Here is a 17,676-nt window from a genome sequence, read left to right as displayed (position 1 = left end):
ACGACCCGGAACGCCCGCCGCCCACCGGCGGGCGTTCGCTTTTCCCGGTGTATGTCTTCCGGTCATGGCAGTCTTGCATTTTGGACGCTTGCGGGCGGGCCTGCTTCGCCATTAGCTAGCAACATGTCGAACGCGGCAGCCACAGGCTTGTCCACGTCTTCCTGCTTATGACCGTTTCGGTGCCGCAAGGGCCGACCCCCGACATTCCGGAGACGACCCATGGTCCAAACCGACCGCCAGGTCCGCCTGACGATCCTGTCCTTCGCGATGGGCGCATTTGCCATCGGCATCACTGAATTCGCGGCGATGGGCCTTCTGCCCTATTACGCCGCTGATCTCGGGGTGAGCGAGCCGCAGGCCGGTCACGCGGTCAGCGCCTATGCCATTGGTGTCGTGATCGGCGCGCCGGTTCTGGCAGTGCTCGGCAGCTACCTGCCGCGCAAGCTGCTGCTGATCCTGCTGATGATCTATTTCGCAGTGACCAACATTTTTACGGCTTTGGCGTCCGGGCTTGACAGCATGGTGATCAGCCGCGCGCTGGCGGGTCTGCCGCATGGCGCGTTTCTTGGTATCGCGATGCTTCTCGCCGCCGAGATGAGCCCGCCGGGCAAGAAAGCTGCCGGGGTCGCCTCGGTGCTGATGGGACTGACGGTCGCCAATATCGTCGGGGTTCCGGCGGCGGGCGCGATCGGGCAGTATTTCGGCTGGCGCTGGTGCTTTGTGCTGGTGGCCGTCATCGCAATGGGCTGCGCCGCGATGATGGCGCGCGTCGCCCCGCGCGACACGCAGGACGGCCCCGCCGTCAGCCCCCTGCGCGAGCTTTCGGCGCTGGCAAGCCGGGCGATGTGGCTGGCGCTTGGCGTCGGAGCCATCGGCTTTGGCGCGGTGTTTGCAGTCTATTCCTATTTCTCCGCCGCGCTGATCGACAACGGCGCGCCGGAATGGTCGATCCCGCTGGCGCTGTCGCTGTTCGGCGTCGGAGCAACGGCGGGCAACTATGTCGCCGGGCGGCTGGCCAACTGGTCGCAATTCGGCGGCACGTTGGTGCTGCTGCTGGGCATGGTCGCCACAACGCTGCTGTACGCTGCGGTGATGGGCAACTGGGTTGCCATGTCGCTTGCGGTGATGGCGCTTGGGCTGACCGCGGGCATCGTGATCCCGATCCAGATGCGCTTGATGGAAGTGGCCGGGAACGGCAAGACCCTTGCCTCGGCGCTGAACCACGCGGCCTTCAACGCTGGCAATGCCATCGGGCCGTGGCTGTCGGGCCTTGGGCTTGCCGCCGGCTATGGCTGGTACATCACCGGGCTTGCAGGCGCAGTGCTGGCGCTGGGGGGCATTGTGATGCTGGGCTTCGCATGGATCGATTCGCGCCCCGGCCGAGGGCATGCCATTCCGGCGCAGTGATGCAGCACGCAAAAAGGGCGCACCGTGATGCGCCCTTTTTCTTTGCCAATCCGCTGTTTCACCCGCTGCAATTGCAGCCGGTCAGCTTCTGGTCCATCAACTGCGAGGGCTGATCGCAGCCTGCATCGCCAACGATCCGCGCTGGAACCCCGGCCACGGTTTTGCAGGGCGGCACTTCTTCGAGCACCACCGAGCCCGCCGCGATGCGTGAGCCACAGCCGACGCGGATATTGCCAAGCACCTTGGCCCCGGCCCCGATCAGCACGCCATCACCGATCTTGGGGTGGCGATCTTCGTCTTCCTTGCCAGTGCCGCCAAGCGTCACCGAATGCAGGATCGACACGTTGTCGCCGACCACGGCGGTCTCGCCGATGACGATGCTGTGGGCGTGGTCGATCATGATGCCCTGCCCGATCCGCGCCGCCGGATGGATATCGACGCCAAAGGCTTCGGAGGCACGCATCTGGATGAAGAACGCCAGATCATGCCGCCCCTGCCCCCAGAGCCAATGCGCCACGCGCTGGCTTTGCACCGCCTGAAAGCCCTTGAAATACAGCAGAGGTTGCAGGAATCGCTGGCAGGCGGGATCACGGTCGAACGTGGCGCGAATGTCGGCGCGGGCGGCGCGCGACAGCCACGGATCGGCGGCATAGGCCTCGTCGCAGATCTCGCGCAGCATCTGTTCGGACATCTCGCCGTTGGCGAGCTTCATCGAAATGCGAAAGGCCAGCGCCCGTTCGATGTTGGAGTGATGCAGCACCGAGACATGCACCATGCCGCCAAGCAGTGGCTCGGCGGCGACGGCCTCTTCTGCCTCGCGGGTGATGCGGGCCCAGACCGGGTCCAGCTCGGCGATCTTTGCGCGGGTTTCGGCCATGGCAACCTCCGTTTGATCCGGCTTTTATAGCAGATAGGCGGCGGGGTCTGAAACGCAAATCTCTGATGAGTGTATCACGGGCTGTAATGAACCGCCTCGCGGGGCGAGGGCTGCGCGTTGCCGCGACTCCAGCGCCGTTCGCGCCAGTATCGCACCGCCTCAAGCGCAAGGATCAGGCAATCGGTGTAATCCGGATCGTCCAGCCTGCGTTCGGGCGCGCAGGGTCTGCCCAGCGCTGCCGCCATCAGCGTGCCGTTGCCCCAGCCGGGATGCACCCGGCCAAGGCGGCGGCGGTAGCGGTCGGCCACATCCGCCTGCGCCACCAGATCGCGCGCCACCCGCCAGCGCTGCTCGCGCGGCACGCAGAGCAGCGCGCGGGCAGCGGCGACAAGGTCTCCGTGCAGCACCGGCCTCATGCGAGCAGCGCAAGCTTTGCGAAGGGTCCCGGCCCGAAACGGGCCGAGACCTGCGCCACCTGTGCCTCATACCTGCCCGAGAGGCCTATCGAGGCGGGATCAAAGCTCCACGCCGCCGAGGATACCGTGGCGCGATGCAGCTCTGTGTCTCCCTGAACAAGACGCACGATGTAGCTTTCGCTGTCTTCGCCCAAGGGCACATCGGCCAGATCCCAGCTGTCGCCGGCGATCCGCGTACGGCGGATCCAGCTGAGCTGTACCGAGCCGCCCGCTTGGGCCGCCCGCAGGTGGCAGGGGCTGTAGGGTCGGAGGCCGTTGCCATCAAAGGCGATCTCGCGGTGCACATAGGTCGGATCGTCATAACCACGCCGCGCCGGACCGATGCGGTAATGGCGCGCGATGCGCAACAGGGCGGCGGGCAGGTCGATCTGTTCGGGCACGCCGTTCAGCGCCACCACATAGGACCCTTCAGGCCAGCTATCGGGCATGATGCCATCGGTGCCCAGCTGGCCGCGCAACCGCGCCGACAGCTCCCACGTACCGGTGCCGACCAGCGCCGCGTCGCGGTACTGGAAGATTTCCCAGTTGCCGGGGCTGCCGTCGCCGATCGCCATGACATTGCCCCCCGCCAGCAGCCGCGCCATGCTGATCGACTGCAACGCGCCGGAAAACAGCCTGACCCGCAGCGGAGCCTGATGGTCGATTTGCCCCGAGGGTGCACGGAGAAGCGCCGTCTCGGTGGTGCCGATGATCGCCCGTCCGCCCAGCACGCTGTTGAGCGCATAGTCTTCGTCGGTCGCTGCCTCGTAGACGGCGATCGAGCCGGGCCATGGCTCGGAGGACAGCGCAAGATAGGGCGCATGCGGCACCTCTTCGCCGGTGATCAGCGGCAGATCCATGAACAGCGGCATCACCCGCACCGGCGCAATAAAACCGCGCAGAGTCGGCGTTTCGTCCGGGAAGGTCGACGGCAGGTAGACCTCGGGGTCGTGCCGCACCGCATCCACCAGTTGCATCGCGCCGATCTCGACCCGGTCGACCCGCGCCATCACGGAGCCCGCCTGCGAGGGCAGCGAGACGATGTCACCCGCCGTGATCGCCATCTGCGAGGGCGGCAGCGCAAAGCGCATGGTTTCCCGCGCGATCCGCGATTCCGACAGCCAGCGTTCGATGGTCTGGCGTCCTTCGCCCCGTGTCATGATCAGCGGCAACTCGCTGTCGGCAACCGCATGGGTGCGCTCATCCGGCAGAACCGTTTCCTCGCCCACCACGGTATGATCGCCATCGGCCTCGACAAAGCGCAGGCGGACGCGGCCGGCCATCTCGGCCTCGGAAGCGCGCACTTGCACCAGATCGCCGTCGAGACCCTCGGACAGCGCAAGGTCTTGCGGGTTGATCGGCGTGGCCGGGCGGTCACGGCGCAGGATGAAATGCAGCGTGCCGTCGCGTTCCACCGCGTCAAAACCATGCGCCAGCATCAGCGGTTGCAGCGCGCGGCGGGCGTCGCCCACCTCGTCGACCACATAGCCACGCACCCAGCCATGCAGCGCGCTGACGTCGTAATCGGTCAACCCGACGCTGTCGCAGATCTCGGAAACCACCGAGGCCAGCGTGCGCTGCGAGGCGCGCCCGTTGAGCCAGTGCCCGCGCCGGTAATTGTCGCCATCGGCCCAAAGCGCCCCCAGCCCCGGAAACCACGGGTAAGGCCGCGCATCCCAGGCCCAGACATAGGCATGCGCCATGTCGAGCATCGGTGCGCCATAGGTGGCCGACACCGGGTTGTTGGCCGGATCGCCCCAGTAGCCGTACATCGCGCGCAGGTATTGATGCTGCATCAGCTCGTCGCGCAGCCCGTTGGAATAATGCGGCAGCTGGCTTTCCGAGCTTTTCGGATCGAGGAACTTGTTGGGCTGGTTCGCCCCTTTGTCGATGGCCGCGCAACCAAGCTCGGTAAAGCGCACCGGCTTGGACTGCGGCGCCCATGCGGTGGCGGATGGTTGGCGGGTGCCCCCGATGCGCTCGTGGTGCGGATTCGCCCACCAACCACGGATGTCCTTGTAGCGATACACCCAAGGCTCGCCATGCGCACCATCCGAGATCGGGCTGCGCAGCTGTGCCTCACGGTCCGCGTCCGAGGCGTAATACCAATCGTACCCCTCGCCGCCTTCGACATTGGCAGCAAGGTAATCGGGGTTGTAGATCGACCCCCACGTGGCATCGGCATGGGCCGTACCATCGCGCCAGTCGGCGGCGGGCATGTAATTGTCGATGCCGATGAAGTCGATATCGGGATCGGCCCAGAGCGGGTCGAGGTGGAAGTACACGTCGCCCGAACCATCCTGCGGGTGATAGCCGAAATATTCCGTCCAATCGGCGGCGTAGCTGATCTTGACCAGCGGACCAAGCAGCGCGCGGCATTCGGCGGCCAGCGCCTTCAGCCGGGCAACGGCGGGAAAGCCCGCGTCATCGCGGATCTGCGTCAGACAGCGCATCTCGGAGCCGATGCAGAAGGATTCCACGCCTCCCGCCGCCGCGCAGAGCGCCGCCTGATGCAGGATGAACCGGCTGTAGCTCCATTCGTCGGGGCCGGCATAGCTGACCGTTCCGTCACCGATGGTGAAATCCGCCGCCACCGCGCCGCCAAAGAACGCCGCAACCTCGGCGGTGGCAACGGCAGTGCCGTCGGGCGATCCCGCCACGCCGGGCGCGGCGCTCAGCGTGATGCGCCCGCGCCAGGGTAGAACCGCCTGTCCGGTGCCGCCACTCCATGGGTCGGGCAGCGCGTTGCCATCAAGCTGGTCCATCAGGATGAACGGGTAGAACATCACGTCGATGCCCTGCGCCGCCATGCGGCGGATCGCCTGCACCACCGATGCATCGCAAGGCGTGCCGCCATAGACTGGGCGGCCATCGACCGCGGGCACCATCTGCGCGGTTCCCCGGTCCAGCCCAGAGACGATCCATGGCATCTCGTCGCTGTCGAATTCCGCCTGTTCGACCTTGGGCTGCACGGTGCAGCTTCCACAGCGCAAATCGTCGCCGAACCAACTGACCACCAGCGAGACCGACCCGCAATTCGGCAGCTCGTCGACCAGTTGATCGAGCGAGACGTTGAAATCCGGCTCTTCGGCAGGGGAATTCACGTTGGCGATGCCCGCGCCATCCCCGGCGTAGCTCATCGGAACCGGCTGGGTCGCCAGCGCGTATTCCCCGGTTCCGGGGATCATCGCCACGCCGCGCACGCAATGCGGAACGTCTTCCATGCTGGATTGCGACGGCCGCGTCACCTCGAAGCTGAGCTGTGGAATGCGGTTGCCGAAGGCGGTAAGGTCCACGTCCTCGATCACCACATAGGCGGTACCGCGATAGGCGGGGACCATGCCGGTGCCCTCGATCGCCTCCATATGCGGATCGGGCAGCTGGTCGCGCGTGCCGGGATAGACCCGCATGTTGAGATCCTTGATCGGGATCTCGGCCCCGTCCGCCCAGACGCGGTTGACCCCGGTGATCTCGCCCTCGCAGAGCGCCAGCGCGAGGCTGAGCGAATAGCTGTAGCTTGTCACCTTGGTCTGCGGGGCCGAAGCTGCGCCCTTGCCACCGCCCCCGACCTTGCCGGTGGTCTTGTGCTCGGTGAATTCGCTGGCCCAGATCACCTGACCGCCAAGGCGCATCCGGCCATAGACATGCGCCATCGCCCCGCCTTCGCCAGACCCGCTGAGAAAGAACCGGTCGGTGCGCCCGGTCTCGACGCTGTCAGAGCCCTGCCCCATCAGGCGCTGGTCAAGCGCGCGGCCAAAGCTTGCGCCGATGAACTGGCCAACGGCGGTCATCGACAGCCCAAGCACCGAGCCGCCGATCGAGCTGCCGACAGCCGCGCCCACGGCAGAAAATAGGATCGTCGCCATCAGTTCGTCTCCGTTGGAAGGGCAAAGCGCGCAGCGATGCGGCGGCGCCATGGCAGGCTCAGTGCGCTTTCGATCACGCCGTGCCCGCTGTAGGCATGGATGAAGCTGGCGCGCATACCAACGCCCGCCTGAAGCCCCAGATGTTTCGCCACCGATCCCGCGCGCATCCGAAACAGCAGCACATCGCCGGGGGCCTCATCATCAAGCGGCTTGCGCCGCATATGGCGCAGGGCGGCGCGGAACAGCGCCTCGTCGCCCTGCGGTTCGGACCAATCGCGGCTATAGGGCGGAATCGCCTCGGGCTCGGTGCCGATGGTTTCGCGCCAGATGCCCCGGACAAGGCCGAGGCAATCGCAGCCCGCGCCCTTGACCGAGGCCTGATGAATATACGGCGTGCCGATCCAGCCGCGCGCGGCGGTAACAAAAACGTTGCGGTTCATCTGCGGCTGCCTCCTGCAAGCGATTTGGCGCGGGACGGGTAGACCAGCATCCAGTCCTCCTCGGGGATGTCGGGGAAGCCCTGAAAATTGACCGCGTTGTTGAATTTCAGGCGACAGGTTTCGAACCGCTTGTCGCACCCCGCGACAAGGCGGATGCTGTCGCCGGGAACGAGTGCCGCGCCAAGCGGCTGCCACAGATCGATCACCCGAGACGACGGGGTTGCCCGGTCGCGTTTGATCACCCCGGTCAATCCGATTGCCGCGCCGCTCAGCACCTCGATATAGCCGCGCTGGAACCAACCGTCTTCCAAGGCGGGAAGCGTCGCAAAGCTCAGCGATCTGTTGGCATCGATGGAAACCACGCTGGCGTCATGGGCAAACAGCGTATCCGAAACGTCGACTTGGCACATGCGATCGCCCAGAACCGCCGAACATGGGCCCTGATACACCCGACCGACCGGGCGATTGAGCAATTCGGTCAGGCCCCTCAATTCGGCATGGAACGCGCCGTTCGCCCGGCGGATCTCGCCAATGCTGCCGCGAAACAGGATGCGCCGCTGCGTCACATCACGCCAGTTCACCAGCCAAGACACCACCTCTGCCCCGTCAAAGCGACCCGCCTCGATGTCGCCGTCCGACAGCGCATCGTCGCGCAGCGCGCCCATCGCTTCGGTGTTGTCGACCGACAGGCCCGTGGCCTGGCTCAGCGCCTTGGCGCTCAGCCCGGTGTCGGCGCGAAAGGTCAGCCCGTCAAAGACCAGATCGCCATCATGGTCGGTAAAACCGAACCGCGTGCCATCGGTGCGGGTGACCGACCAGCAGCGCGACACCGTGGTGACGCCGCCGGCCAGATGCTCATGAAGCTCTTGCTTGCCCATCAGACCCGCACCTCCACCACCGGAACGTCCGGGGCCTGTCCCGCCTGAAAAGTGGCGATGCTGACGTGGATACGGTCGGTGTCAAAGCGCACCGGCACGTCGAATTCAAAGCCAGCGGTGACGGCCTCGCCCGCTGCCGGAGCCAGTGCCAGCGTGACCGTGCCCTGCGCGGCATCGACCGTGAAATCGCTACCCAGTGTCAATTCGGCCCCGCCGATAGCCACGCGCACCGTTCCGACAACGGGCTTCGCGATGGGGCGCGCGTAGCTGACGCCGCCCGAGCTATAGGTTTTAACCAGCTGGAACGTCAGGCTGGTTCCATCACCGGCGCCGATCACCTGATCGGTGGCCGCGACGTTTGCCGAAGGCTTGCAGGATTTGAAATCCGCCCAGTCCTTCCAGCGAAACCCGTGCAACTGGCCGCTGCGCGCCTCGAAAAACGCCAGCAGCGCGTCGATGTCATCCAGCTTGCGCAGGCCGAACCCAGCATCGTAGCGGCGACGCGAATGCGCCCAGGGGCTGTTGCGTTCCTCGAACCCCGAGGTCAGCTCGACCACATCGGTGCGCCGCTCTGGCCCGCCCATGGCGCCAAAGCTGAGGCTGGTGGGAAATCTCTCTTCATGAAAGCTCATGTCCTGTCCTCACCTGTTGCGCGCGCCGGTGCTCAAGGCACGGCTCATTCGCGCTGCGATTTGCGACTGGCTGCGCTGGAAGCCAGCAGCATCGGGGGTCGAGATGTTCATCACAACGCTGACTTGTTGCGCGCTGCCCTGCGTGCGCACCCCAAGCTTGCCGTCGGCGCCCCGGCTCAGCGGCATGATCGCCTCGGGTCCGGCCTCGCCCATCAGGCCGGTGCCGCCCCGCATCGGAAAGCTGACCGGGCTGCTGACGACACCGCCCGTGGCAAAGGGCGTCACGCGCCCCTGGCTGAACGCGCCGCCATTGGCAAACAGCGACATGCCGCCAAACATACCGCCAAGGCTGCCCGCAAGCAGGCCGCTCAGCTGATCGGTGACCGGGCGCACCGCTGCCTTATAGGCGGTGTCGATCATCGACGTCGCCACGGTCTGAAGCGCATCCGACAGCTTCATCCCGTCAAGGATCACCCCGTCAAAGGCGCGCGACAGCCCCTTGCTCAGCGAGCGCTCAAGCGAGGCGACATTGCGCCCCGTCTCGGAAAACGTGCCGTGGATGCGCTTCATCTCGGCATCAAAGCCCGCCGCCATGGCGCTTGCCGAGCCCATGCTGGCCTCCAGCTCTGCAAGCTGGGTGCCAAGGTCGTCCACCGTCTCGAAATCGGTCATGAACCGTCTCCTTTCGCGTCATCGGGGAAGGCGCTCAGCAGCTCGTCGAGCCGCGCCCGTCCCATCGGGGCCGCCCCGTTGTCTTCGCCCAGCATCAGGCGCAGCTCGACCGGGGTCAGATCCCAGAACTCACGGGGCTTGAGCCCCAGGCCGCGCACACCCGCGCGCAGCAAGATCCCCCAGTCGAAGCGCTGCATCAGCCTTCGTCCGGAAGCGTGAAGGCGCGGGCGAGCAATTCCGCCGCCGCCCGCGCCGCCGCCATCGGGCCGCCCGCGATCTCGGCGTTCAGCAGATCCTTTGCCGTGCCCGGCCAGCCACCGCCGCGAAGCCCCGCGACGATCAGTTTCAGAACGTCGCGGGTGGTGCAGCGCCCCGCCTCGAAGCGCTTCACCAGCTCCATCAGCGAATCTTCTTCAAGCGTCGCCTCAAGCTCCGCCAGCGCCCCCAGCGTCAGCCGCATCAAGTGGCGCTCGCCGTCGATGGTCAGCGCCACCTCGCCTGCCCAGGGGTTCGCCATCAGGGTGCCGCCGTAAAGGTCAGCGCCCCGGCCGACGCCATCGACAGCTCGTAGGTGGCCTCGCCATTGTGCGATCCGGCGTATTCGATCGAGGTCACGAGGAACGCGCCCTCGACGGTGCCGAAATCGGGGATGATAACCTGAAAATCCGGCGTCACGCCGTCAAAGAAGATCTGCCGCGCCCGCTCGTCGGTGGCCGCGTCCTTGAACACGCCCGAGCCGGACAGGTTGGCCGACCGCACGCCAGCGCCGCCCAGAAGCTCGCGCCAGCCGCCTTCGCTTTCCATCGAGGTGATGTCGACGCTTTCCGCATTGAAGCTGATGCGCGTCGCGCGCAGGCCAGCCATGGTCTGGAACGAGCCGGAACCGGTCACGTCCACCTTGATCAAAAGATCCTTGCCGTTCTGGGCACCCATCTGCCTTACTCCTTGGATTGAGGGATCATTCGTCCGCGACGCGTGCGCGGAAGGTCATGTCGATACGGCGCAGCCCGCCGCTTTCACGCCGCGCTTGCGCCCGCCGGAAATTGAGGCTCACCAGCCGCCCGCGGCTGAGCGCCAGCCCGGCGTCGTCAAGCGCATCGCAGGCCGCCGCAGCGACGGTCTTGGCCATGTGAAACCCCGCGGCATCGGTCACGACGGCGATGGTCAGATCGTGCCATGCGCCGTGGCCTGTGCCGTCGGACGCATCACGCGCAGTCTCTGCGCCAAGCGTCAGGTACAGGCTCGGCAGTGGACCCTGCGGCGGCGCATCGTAGATATCGCTGCCGACAAGCGTGCTGAGCGCCTCGTCACCGGCAAGTTGCTGGTAGATGGCGCTTTGCAGCGCCGCAGCCATTGCGTAGCTCATGATGACACCTCCTCGCGGCTGTCGCAGACCAGATACAGGCCGCCCGGCTCGCGCTCGGTGACGGCGAGAATGTCGAAGATGCGCGCGCCCATGACAAAGCGTTGCCCTGGCACCGGGCGGTTCGAGGCCCCCTGCGGCGCGGCGCGCACCGTCATCCGAAAAGTGCCCAGAGACACCGCACCGCCAAAGCCCCGCGTCTCGCGCCCGCTGCGCGGGGTGACGGCAGCCCAAAGCGTGCCAAGCGTCACCCAGGCCTCGGATCGGCCCCCGGCACCGTCGGGCGTACCCTGACGCGCCTGAAGCACAAGCTCACGGTTTAGGACAGGAACGCTCATGCCCCGAACCCCATGCGCATCGGGCGATAGCGCGCGATCAGCGAGGTGACGCCAAAGGGCATGCAGCCCTGGCTGAGCGACGTCTCGTCGCGGTATTCATAATAATGCGCCGCCAGAAGCAGCACCGCCTGCGCAATATCCGCTGGCAGATCGTCAAAGCCGGGGCCATATCCGGCGGTAAAGCGGATCTCGGCCGCACCGCCGCCGGGAATGCCCGGCAAGACGCTGGCCATCGGGCGCAGCTTCGGCGCAAAGCCATCCTGCTCCAGCCGATAGTCGCTGGCCTCACGCAGCTCGGCCGCGCCAAAGCGGTCGACGATGGCAAGCTGGCTTACCGCGCTGACCGGGGCGATGGGAAACACCGCCGCTTGCGGGTCACGCCATTGGTGCAGGGTCCAGACAAAGCCACGCGAGATCAGCGCCTTGCCGGTGCGCGCCTCGACAGCGGCCATGGCGGCGCGAAGGAAGGAGCCGAGCACCGCGTCCTGAACATCGTCCTCGGCGAACCCGCTGCCCAGCCGCAGGTGGCGCTTCAGGGCGTCCACCGGAAGGGCCGCATCGGGCACCTGAGTTTCTTCGATCAACATCATTCTTCTATCTCCGCTATCCTCGTCCGGACCGAAGCGGCCGGAGGCCAGGGTGGGCGCGCGCCGCACAGGTTGCTCGGACGGAGGGGAGCAGCTGGACACCCCGTGTCTTCCGGCGCGCGCCCCACGGGGGCAGGTCACCCCGCCCCCATGTCCGCGTCAGGTCAGGCCGTTGCGCAGCGCAGCAGCTTGATGGCAGCGAAATCGCTCACGTCGCCGCCCACGCGCTTGGTGGCGTAGAACAGGACATGCGGCTTGGCGCTGAACGGGTCGCGCAGGACGCGCAGGTCCGGGCGCTCGGCGATGGTGTAGCCGGCCGAGAAATCACCAAAAGCGATGGCATCGGCATCGGCATCGATGTCGGGCATGTCCTCGCAGATCAGCACCGGGTAGCCGAGCAGACGCGCGGGCTGCGCAGCGGCAAGACCATCGGACCACAGGTGGCGGCCATCGGCGTCCTTGAGCTTGCGCAGCGCGCCAGCGGTCTTGGAGTTCATCACGAAAGAGGCCTTGGCGCGGTATTCCGCCCCCAGCGCATAGACCAGATCGATGATCGCATCGCCGCCGCCAATGCCACCAGCGGTGCCCGACGGCACATAGCCGATGTTGCCCCAGGCCCAGACGTCATTGTCGACCGCCGGATGCGACAGGATGCCCATCGGCTTGTCGACACCATCGCCGGTGATGAACGCCGCTGCCTCGGCGCGGCTGAACTTGTCGGCGATGCGGCCCGCAAGCCATGTCTCGATGTCAAAGGCGCTGTCATCGAGCAGGCGCTGCGAGGCCTTGGGCATCGCCGCCAGCTCGTGCAGCTTGATCGAAATGCGGTCGAGCGTGGTCGAGCCGGTCTCGGCCGACGCGGCAACCTCGTCGGCCCAGCCAGCACCGGTCTGGCCCTGATCGATCAGCACGTCGAAAGAGGTCGCCTCGACCGTCACCACCGAGGCGATGGCGCGGATCGACGCGGTGCTGTCGAGCACCGATTGCACCGTCGAAGAGGTCACCGGATCGACAAGATAGCCGCCATCGCCGGCAACGGCGGTGGACATGCCCTTACCTTCGAAGACAAGGCCGCGCAGGCCATCGTCATCGCCGGTGCGCAGATAGGCGTCGAACGCCTTCTGGTGGGGCGCGTCAAGCTCTGCCGAAGTGGCCAGCGCGGGGCGCGCACGGGAGGGGGTCATTTTTGCGTCAAGCATGGTCAGTCGCTCTTCCTGCTTTTGAAGTTTTACCTGAAAGTCGGCCTGTAGGGCCCTGATATCCCCGACGAGTCCCGCCATCGCGGCGCTCACCCGGGAGACCGGAGACAGATCTTCCCCGGTCCGAGAAACAGTCTCGGAGTTGTTCATGATCTCGATCCCGTTCGTGAAAGGCGGGCGTCAGACGCTCGCCAGGTCCAGGCGCGCGCCCTCGAGCGCCTGCGCCAGTTCACGCATGATGGCATCCTCGGGGCTCTCCCCCTTGGCAGCCACACGCGCACTGGGAAGCATCGGGAAGGTCACAAGCGACACCTCCCAAAGCTCCAGTTCCTTGAGGAGCCGTTGCCCCTTGTCATTCTTTGCCGCCTTGACGGTGCGGTAGCCGATCGACAGCCCGTCGATGGCACCGGCAGCGATCAGCGCGGCGGCCTCGCGGCCCTTTTCAACGCTGTCCAGAAGGCGGCCGCGCACATACAGCCCCTTGCTGTCCTCGCGCACCTCGTCCCAGATGCCGATGGGCTGCGCCGGGTCGTGCTGCCACAACATCTTGACCGCGCGCCCCTCGCCCGCCAGCCGCTTGAGCGAGCCGGCATAGGCGCCGGGGGTCACCACGTCGCCGCCCTGATCGCAGGCGCCGAAAAGCGAGGCATAACCTTCGATCTTCGTCCCCTCGACCACGACTTCCGCATTGAGGCGGCAGAACTTGTGTTCCAGATCCATTCCCGTTCCTTTCCGTAATCCGCTCAGTTCGCGATGGACATGAGCTTTAAAAAGCCTTCCGACAGGATGACCCCGGTAACCCCGTAGACCGCGAGCCAGAGCCTGCGCTCGACCCGCTCCAGAAGCTGCTCCAGCCGGTCGAGCCGCGCGTTCAGCGTCTCGACATGCAGCAGGCTGACCCGCTCATGCGCCTCCAGTTTCAGCGCGGGCGCGCAGGCGAAGGGCTCGAATTCGATGCGCCGCTCACTCATCGTCGCCGTCCTTGGGCAACTCGGGCAGCCCGAGCATCCGGCGCTTCTCGGCGGCGGTGAGGAACTCGGCCTGCGCTACGCGCGCCCATTGCGCGTCGCGCTCGCTGGCAAGGGCCGGCACCTGATCGAGGTCGGGCTTCAACTCCACCTCTTCGCCCAGATACGCGCCCAGCCAGCGCCCCACCGCCGCCGTCACCCGCGTTGCCAGCGGCAGCACGGTCAGCCGATAGAAGGCACGATGCGCCTCCTGGTAATTTGCAAAGGTCGCCTCTCCCGGAATGCCCAGCAGCATCGGCGGCACCCCAAAGGCCACCGCGATCTCGCGGGCGGCGGATTCCTTGGTCTTCTGGAATTCCATGTCCGACGGCGAAAACCCCATCGGTTTCCAGTCCAGCCCACCTTCGAGCAGCATCGGGCGGCCAGCGTTGCGCGCGCCCTGATGCAGGCTTTCCATCTCGTCGCGCAGCCGCTCGAACTGATCGTTCGACATCTGGCCCTGACCGTCGGCCCCGTTCCAGACAATGGCACCGGAAGGGCGCGCCGCGTTGTCGAGCAGCCCCTTGGACCAGCGCGAGGCGCTGTTGTGCACGTCGACCGCCTGGGCCGCGGCCTGAAACGGCGACAGGCCGTAGTGATCGTCCTGCGGGTGGAACGCCCGCACATGGCAGACCGGCGACACCGGCCCGGTGGCATCAAAGCGATGGCGGCGACCATCGACCATGTAATCATAGGCAACCGGCCAGCCATCGGTACCGGGGATGACCCGCATCCGGTCAGAGCGCAGCACGTGCAGTTCGACCGGCAGGCCCGCCTCGGCGCAGACCGCCTCGACATAGGCGTCGCCCGACAGCAGCAGGTGGCCGTACAGCGCCTCGAACAGTTCGGCCTTGCCCTGCGCCTGGTTGGGGGCGGCGACAAGCGACAGCAGCGGATGCTGCGCAAAGCGCTCGGCGTTGTCCTGAAGCACCAGCGGCAGCGCGGCGGCGGCCTCGGCAATCAGCTTGACGGCGCGAAACCCCACCGGGTTGCCGGAAAACCCCTGACGGGTCAGCGAGCCGGTGTCGCGCGGCGTCCATGCCACACGACCGGCAGTTGCATAGGCCGCCAGCGGCCCGGTGGCCGAGGCCTTTGCTTCGGGCGCCGTGGTGGGCGCGCTGTGCTCGTTGCGATTGCCTCGCAGAAAATCGAATACCATCGGCTGGCGCTCCTATCCTTCGTTCCCCAGACCGGCCTGGTCTGCATCCCGTTCGCTAGTCACACTATGAATTGGAGGTTAATTCGCTCTGGCAGCACCGCGCGGGGCCCGCGCAACAGCGGCATCGATAGTTGGTATACCGAATGGCAGCCATGCAACCTGCGCACTAGCTCAGGGCAAATCCGCCGGGTAGGTTCCGTTGAATACGACGGAATACCGCGTCCCCCAGACCAGAGGATCTGCATGAAAACTGACACCCAGACGACGATCCTGCGCCCGCTGCTAACTGACGACGCCGAAATCGTCGCGGATATCTTCAGAGATTCGGTGCTCAACGGGACCGCCCCGCATTACAGCGAAGCGGAACGCATCGCCTGGGCCGGACCAAAGCCCGATCCGGACCGCTGGCGCGATCGGATCGGCGGCTCGGTCGGCCTTATGGCCGAGGTAGATGGGGGGGCGGTTGGCTTCATGACGCTTCAGGCACCCGGTCACATCGACCTTGCCTTCACGCGGCCTGCCTTCGCGGGGCGCGGCATCGGGGCAGAGCTGCTGAATGCGCTGACGGGCATTGCCCGGGCGGGCGGCGCGCGGGCGCTGACCTCGAATGTCAGTCGCGCCGCGCGGCCCTTTTTCGAACGTCACGGGTTCGAGATCACCGCGCAAGGCAGCATCGTGCGCCGCGGTGTGACGCTTGCGAATTTCGACATGCGCAAGGTCTTGTAGGGGCGCCGAAGCGCCCCCTTCAGATGATCCGCAGTCCGGGCCGCTTGAAGCCTTGCTGCGAATCGACAACCAGTTCGGTCAGCGCCCAGACCAGCGCATCAACGCGGTCGGGCGAGCCCTGCCCTTCGAAACCCGCGCCGGTCATCAGGCCCATCTGTTCCTCGAGCGCGACAAAGGCTCCGGCGTGACCGACCCGGCCCTGTTCATACAGCGCCGCAACAGGTTCTGCCCGCGCCGCCTTGCCGCGCGTGGCATGGACCTTGCGCAGCGGAATCTGCGGTGCGACCTGCCGCAGCACCGATTCCACCATGGCACCGCCCTGATTGACCTCGGCCACCAGCCTGTCGGCCTGCCAGCGCTCAAACGCATCCGCCGCCGCCTGTGCCCAGCCGGTGGGCGAGGTGCCCTGCACAGTCGCATCCTCAAGCACCCAGGCCCGCCAGGATTGCGGCGGCCCGTCACAGACCACGCCCGCCACGACGATGCCACAGGCATCCGCTGCCTTGCCCTCGCCCGCAGGCGGATCGACGGCCACGACGATGCGATCGAACTCCTTGGGCGGCTTCAACGTCTGCGCCCGTTCCAGCACCTCATGCGTCCACAGCGCACCGTCGACATCGGTGACAAGAATGCCGTCCAGCTCTTGCTTGGCCAGCCGCGAATTGCCGTAGCGGGCGCGGACCTCCTCAAGGAAACTCTCCGCAAGGTTGGCCCGGTTCGCTTCGGTTTTCGCGCGGGTGACGACGGTTGACGGCAGTTCCAGCAGCTCTTTCAGAATGCCGACATTGCGCGGCGTGGTGGTCACGCACACCTGCGGATGCTCGCCAAGACGCAGGGCGAATTGCAACATATCCCAAGTGTCGCGCGCCTTTTTCCATTTCGCCAGCTCGTCGACCCATGCCGCATCGAATTGCGGCCCGCGCAGCCCTTCGGGATCATGCGCGGAAAACACCATCGCCTCGGCCCCGTTCGGCCAGACGAGGCAACGCCGCGTCGCCTGCCATTCCGGGCGACGGTCGGGCGGCGAGCAATTCATGATGCCCGACTCCCCGAACACCATGACCTCGCGCACCTGATCCATGGTCTCGCCAATCAGCGCGACGCGCTTGCATCGCCCCGGCGACAGCGGCAAGGCGCCCTCGACGCAAGAGCGCACCCATTCGGCCCCGGCCCGCGTCTTGCCCGCGCCGCGCCCGCCCATGATGACCCAGCTGCGCCAGCTGCCCTCGGGGGGAAGCTGGTGATCCATCGCCCAGAACTCGAACAGAAAGGGGAGCGCAAGGCACTCCCCCTCCGTCAGCTCATTCAGGAACCGATCCCGCACCGCAGCACCGGCGGAGGCGAGCCATGCGGCACCCGATCTCATCGCGGGCGCGTTCAAGGTCAAGGGCCCAGTCACCGGCAAGCCCTTTCTGCTTTCGTCTGACATTGGCGATCTGAGCCTCCGTTTCATGCGAGGCGCGCATCCAGTAGCGCACGTCGCTCATCAATTTGCCCGTCTCCGTCTTCGATGTGGCTTCCCCCTCCTCGATCTGCGCCTTGAGGCGTCTGATTTCCTCGCCGAGCTCTTTCAGAGTCAGGGCGATCTGTTCGCGCTCGTTTTCAAGCTGCGACATGTCGTCTTCGAGGTGGATGAGGATCATGCTCGATACCTTTCTAACCTGTACGGTCCGTTTTTCCGGTCTCTTCTGTGTCTCCGTCCAATGCGCCAGACAGACGTTTCCCGCTCCCCGGGCGCCTGTTCCCGTGGTTCGTCGTCCTTTTCGTCCGGCATGAAGGAAAGCTACCCTGACGTGGCGCCAAAGTCAAATTTCTGGCACCGAACGCCACCCACTAACGCCCTGTTAAAAATATATAATTTGCGCTTAACCACAGCGCACGCAGCCAGGGATTGACGCTGATTTCACGCATAAAAAAGGGCGCGACAGCCCTTCGGCGCCGCGCCCTGACGTGCCGGACCAAAGGGTCCGGCACATGGCAGTGTTCCTAGCTGATCCTGCTGAGCAGTTCGCCGAGGGATGCTTTTGCGTCGCCGTAGAACATGCGTGTGTTGTCTTTGTAGAACAGCGG

General features: G+C 66.0%; 21 protein-coding genes. 2 read left to right on the top strand and 19 right to left on the bottom strand.

Going from position 1 to position 17,676, the window contains the following annotated elements:
- Window positions 1–219 precede the first annotated feature (219 nt).
- Window positions 220–1,407 carry an MFS transporter gene (locus tag Q4543_RS11040; protein ID WP_303438271.1) on the top strand — a complete coding sequence of 396 codons (1,188 nt, stop codon included), beginning with the start codon at window positions 220–222 and terminating at the stop codon, window positions 1,405–1,407.
- A gap of 58 nt (window positions 1,408–1,465) precedes the next feature.
- Here the strand turns inward: Q4543_RS11040 and cysE are convergent, their stop codons facing one another.
- From cysE to Q4543_RS10955, 17 genes are all read right to left on the bottom strand, one after another.
- Window positions 1,466–2,284, bottom strand: a complete 819-nt coding sequence (gene cysE, locus Q4543_RS11035) for a serine O-acetyltransferase (RefSeq protein WP_303438269.1) — start codon at window positions 2,282–2,284, stop codon at window positions 1,466–1,468.
- Between the two features lie 74 nt (window positions 2,285–2,358).
- Entirely contained in the window at window positions 2,359–2,700 is a 342-nt protein-coding gene (locus tag Q4543_RS11030; RefSeq protein ID WP_303438267.1) for a hypothetical protein, read from the bottom strand.
- Window positions 2,697–6,605, bottom strand: a complete 3,909-nt coding sequence (locus tag Q4543_RS11025; protein WP_303438264.1) for a glycoside hydrolase/phage tail family protein — start codon at window positions 6,603–6,605, stop codon at window positions 2,697–2,699. The genes Q4543_RS11030 and Q4543_RS11025 overlap by 4 nt, the downstream gene beginning before the upstream one ends.
- Window positions 6,605–7,045, bottom strand: coding sequence for an NlpC/P60 family protein (locus Q4543_RS11020; protein ID WP_303438261.1), 441 nt, complete (start codon window positions 7,043–7,045; stop codon window positions 6,605–6,607). The genes Q4543_RS11025 and Q4543_RS11020 overlap by 1 nt, the downstream gene beginning before the upstream one ends.
- Window positions 7,042–7,923, bottom strand: coding sequence for a DUF2163 domain-containing protein (locus Q4543_RS11015; RefSeq protein ID WP_303438258.1), 882 nt, complete (start codon window positions 7,921–7,923; stop codon window positions 7,042–7,044). The genes Q4543_RS11020 and Q4543_RS11015 overlap by 4 nt, the downstream gene beginning before the upstream one ends.
- A complete protein-coding gene (locus Q4543_RS11010) occupies window positions 7,923–8,555 on the bottom strand; it encodes a DUF2460 domain-containing protein (RefSeq protein ID WP_303438256.1) in 633 nt (210 codons plus the stop codon). Before Q4543_RS11010 ends, Q4543_RS11015 begins: the two co-directional genes overlap by 1 nt.
- A gap of 9 nt (window positions 8,556–8,564) precedes the next feature.
- A complete protein-coding gene (locus Q4543_RS11005) occupies window positions 8,565–9,227 on the bottom strand; it encodes a phage tail tape measure protein (protein WP_303438254.1) in 663 nt (220 codons plus the stop codon).
- Window positions 9,224–9,424: a rcc01693 family protein gene (locus tag Q4543_RS11000; protein WP_216002654.1), complete on the bottom strand. Its 201-nt coding sequence runs from the start codon at window positions 9,422–9,424 to the stop codon at window positions 9,224–9,226. Before Q4543_RS11000 ends, Q4543_RS11005 begins: the two co-directional genes overlap by 4 nt.
- Entirely contained in the window at window positions 9,424–9,744 is a 321-nt protein-coding gene (locus Q4543_RS10995; RefSeq protein ID WP_216002653.1) for a gene transfer agent family protein, read from the bottom strand. The genes Q4543_RS11000 and Q4543_RS10995 overlap by 1 nt, the downstream gene beginning before the upstream one ends.
- Window positions 9,744–10,160 (bottom strand): phage major tail protein, TP901-1 family, encoded by a 417-nt coding sequence (locus tag Q4543_RS10990; RefSeq protein WP_303438251.1) that lies wholly within the window; start codon window positions 10,158–10,160, stop codon window positions 9,744–9,746. Before Q4543_RS10990 ends, Q4543_RS10995 begins: the two co-directional genes overlap by 1 nt.
- Before the next feature lie 25 nt (window positions 10,161–10,185).
- Complete coding sequence (locus Q4543_RS10985) at window positions 10,186–10,593, bottom strand: DUF3168 domain-containing protein (RefSeq protein ID WP_216002651.1); 408 nt, start codon at window positions 10,591–10,593, stop codon at window positions 10,186–10,188.
- Entirely contained in the window at window positions 10,590–10,928 is a 339-nt protein-coding gene (locus Q4543_RS10980; RefSeq protein ID WP_303438248.1) for a head-tail adaptor protein, read from the bottom strand. The genes Q4543_RS10985 and Q4543_RS10980 overlap by 4 nt, the downstream gene beginning before the upstream one ends.
- Window positions 10,925–11,518, bottom strand: coding sequence for a head-tail connector protein (locus tag Q4543_RS10975; protein WP_216002649.1), 594 nt, complete (start codon window positions 11,516–11,518; stop codon window positions 10,925–10,927). The genes Q4543_RS10980 and Q4543_RS10975 overlap by 4 nt, the downstream gene beginning before the upstream one ends.
- A 161-nt stretch (window positions 11,519–11,679) precedes the next feature.
- Entirely contained in the window at window positions 11,680–12,864 is a 1,185-nt protein-coding gene (locus Q4543_RS10970; protein WP_303438244.1) for a phage major capsid protein, read from the bottom strand.
- 30 nt (window positions 12,865–12,894) lie between these two features.
- Window positions 12,895–13,434: an HK97 family phage prohead protease gene (locus Q4543_RS10965; protein WP_216002647.1), complete on the bottom strand. Its 540-nt coding sequence runs from the start codon at window positions 13,432–13,434 to the stop codon at window positions 12,895–12,897.
- Between the two features lie 23 nt (window positions 13,435–13,457).
- Complete coding sequence (locus tag Q4543_RS10960; protein ID WP_216002646.1) at window positions 13,458–13,685, bottom strand: hypothetical protein; 228 nt, start codon at window positions 13,683–13,685, stop codon at window positions 13,458–13,460.
- Window positions 13,678–14,880, bottom strand: a complete 1,203-nt coding sequence (locus tag Q4543_RS10955) for a phage portal protein (RefSeq protein ID WP_303438240.1) — start codon at window positions 14,878–14,880, stop codon at window positions 13,678–13,680. The genes Q4543_RS10960 and Q4543_RS10955 overlap by 8 nt, the downstream gene beginning before the upstream one ends.
- Before the next feature lie 243 nt (window positions 14,881–15,123).
- Here Q4543_RS10955 and Q4543_RS10950 point away from each other — a divergent pair, with 243 nt between their 5' ends.
- A complete protein-coding gene (locus tag Q4543_RS10950; protein WP_303438237.1) occupies window positions 15,124–15,606 on the top strand; it encodes a GNAT family N-acetyltransferase in 483 nt (160 codons plus the stop codon).
- A gap of 19 nt (window positions 15,607–15,625) precedes the next feature.
- Here Q4543_RS10950 and Q4543_RS10945 read toward each other — a convergent pair whose 3' ends face one another.
- On the bottom strand, window positions 15,626–16,972 hold the full coding sequence (locus Q4543_RS10945) for a DNA-packaging protein (RefSeq protein WP_303438234.1): 1,347 nt from the start codon (window positions 16,970–16,972) through the stop codon (window positions 15,626–15,628).
- Window positions 16,908–17,249, bottom strand: a complete 342-nt coding sequence (locus Q4543_RS10940) for a hypothetical protein (protein ID WP_216002642.1) — start codon at window positions 17,247–17,249, stop codon at window positions 16,908–16,910. Before Q4543_RS10940 ends, Q4543_RS10945 begins: the two co-directional genes overlap by 65 nt.
- Window positions 17,250–17,676: the final 427 nt, after the last annotated feature.

The sequence above is a fragment of the Salipiger sp. 1_MG-2023 genome (assembly GCF_030547555.1).
GTDB lineage: Bacteria > Pseudomonadota > Alphaproteobacteria > Rhodobacterales > Rhodobacteraceae > Salipiger.
The sequence above is the reverse complement of the archived record's forward strand: the minus strand, read 5'-3'. Positions and strand labels throughout refer to the sequence as shown.

What these genes read in the sequence shown, in the direction of transcription:
- Q4543_RS10955 (WP_303438240.1), bottom strand. Translation starts at nt 14,880, where the DNA reads ATGGTATTCGATTTTCTGCGAGGCAATCGCAACGAGCACAGCGCGCCC.
- Q4543_RS11005 (WP_303438254.1), bottom strand. Translation starts at nt 9,227, where the DNA reads ATGACCGATTTCGAGACGGTGGACGACCTTGGCACCCAGCTTGCAGAG.
- Q4543_RS10945 (WP_303438234.1), bottom strand. Translation starts at nt 16,972, where the DNA reads ATGAGATCGGGTGCCGCATGGCTCGCCTCCGCCGGTGCTGCGGTGCGG.
- Q4543_RS10975 (WP_216002649.1), bottom strand. Translation starts at nt 11,518, where the DNA reads ATGATGTTGATCGAAGAAACTCAGGTGCCCGATGCGGCCCTTCCGGTG.
- Q4543_RS11025 (WP_303438264.1), bottom strand. Translation starts at nt 6,605, where the DNA reads ATGGCGACGATCCTATTTTCTGCCGTGGGCGCGGCTGTCGGCAGCTCG.
- Q4543_RS11020 (WP_303438261.1), bottom strand. Translation starts at nt 7,045, where the DNA reads ATGAACCGCAACGTTTTTGTTACCGCCGCGCGCGGCTGGATCGGCACG.
- Q4543_RS10970 (WP_303438244.1), bottom strand. Translation starts at nt 12,864, where the DNA reads ATGAACAACTCCGAGACTGTTTCTCGGACCGGGGAAGATCTGTCTCCG.
- Q4543_RS10940 (WP_216002642.1), bottom strand. Translation starts at nt 17,249, where the DNA reads ATGATCCTCATCCACCTCGAAGACGACATGTCGCAGCTTGAAAACGAG.
- Q4543_RS10965 (WP_216002647.1), bottom strand. Translation starts at nt 13,434, where the DNA reads ATGGATCTGGAACACAAGTTCTGCCGCCTCAATGCGGAAGTCGTGGTC.
- Q4543_RS10960 (WP_216002646.1), bottom strand. Translation starts at nt 13,685, where the DNA reads ATGAGTGAGCGGCGCATCGAATTCGAGCCCTTCGCCTGCGCGCCCGCG.
- Q4543_RS11010 (WP_303438256.1), bottom strand. Translation starts at nt 8,555, where the DNA reads ATGAGCTTTCATGAAGAGAGATTTCCCACCAGCCTCAGCTTTGGCGCC.
- Q4543_RS10950 (WP_303438237.1), top strand. Translation starts at nt 15,124, where the DNA reads ATGAAAACTGACACCCAGACGACGATCCTGCGCCCGCTGCTAACTGAC.
- Q4543_RS11015 (WP_303438258.1), bottom strand. Translation starts at nt 7,923, where the DNA reads ATGGGCAAGCAAGAGCTTCATGAGCATCTGGCCGGCGGCGTCACCACG.
- cysE (WP_303438269.1), bottom strand. Translation starts at nt 2,284, where the DNA reads ATGGCCGAAACCCGCGCAAAGATCGCCGAGCTGGACCCGGTCTGGGCC.
- Q4543_RS11030 (WP_303438267.1), bottom strand. Translation starts at nt 2,700, where the DNA reads ATGAGGCCGGTGCTGCACGGAGACCTTGTCGCCGCTGCCCGCGCGCTG.
- Q4543_RS10990 (WP_303438251.1), bottom strand. Translation starts at nt 10,160, where the DNA reads ATGGGTGCCCAGAACGGCAAGGATCTTTTGATCAAGGTGGACGTGACC.
- Q4543_RS10980 (WP_303438248.1), bottom strand. Translation starts at nt 10,928, where the DNA reads ATGAGCGTTCCTGTCCTAAACCGTGAGCTTGTGCTTCAGGCGCGTCAG.
- Q4543_RS10995 (WP_216002653.1), bottom strand. Translation starts at nt 9,744, where the DNA reads ATGGCGAACCCCTGGGCAGGCGAGGTGGCGCTGACCATCGACGGCGAG.
- Q4543_RS11040 (WP_303438271.1), top strand. Translation starts at nt 220, where the DNA reads ATGGTCCAAACCGACCGCCAGGTCCGCCTGACGATCCTGTCCTTCGCG.
- Q4543_RS10985 (WP_216002651.1), bottom strand. Translation starts at nt 10,593, where the DNA reads ATGAGCTACGCAATGGCTGCGGCGCTGCAAAGCGCCATCTACCAGCAA.
- Q4543_RS11000 (WP_216002654.1), bottom strand. Translation starts at nt 9,424, where the DNA reads ATGCAGCGCTTCGACTGGGGGATCTTGCTGCGCGCGGGTGTGCGCGGC.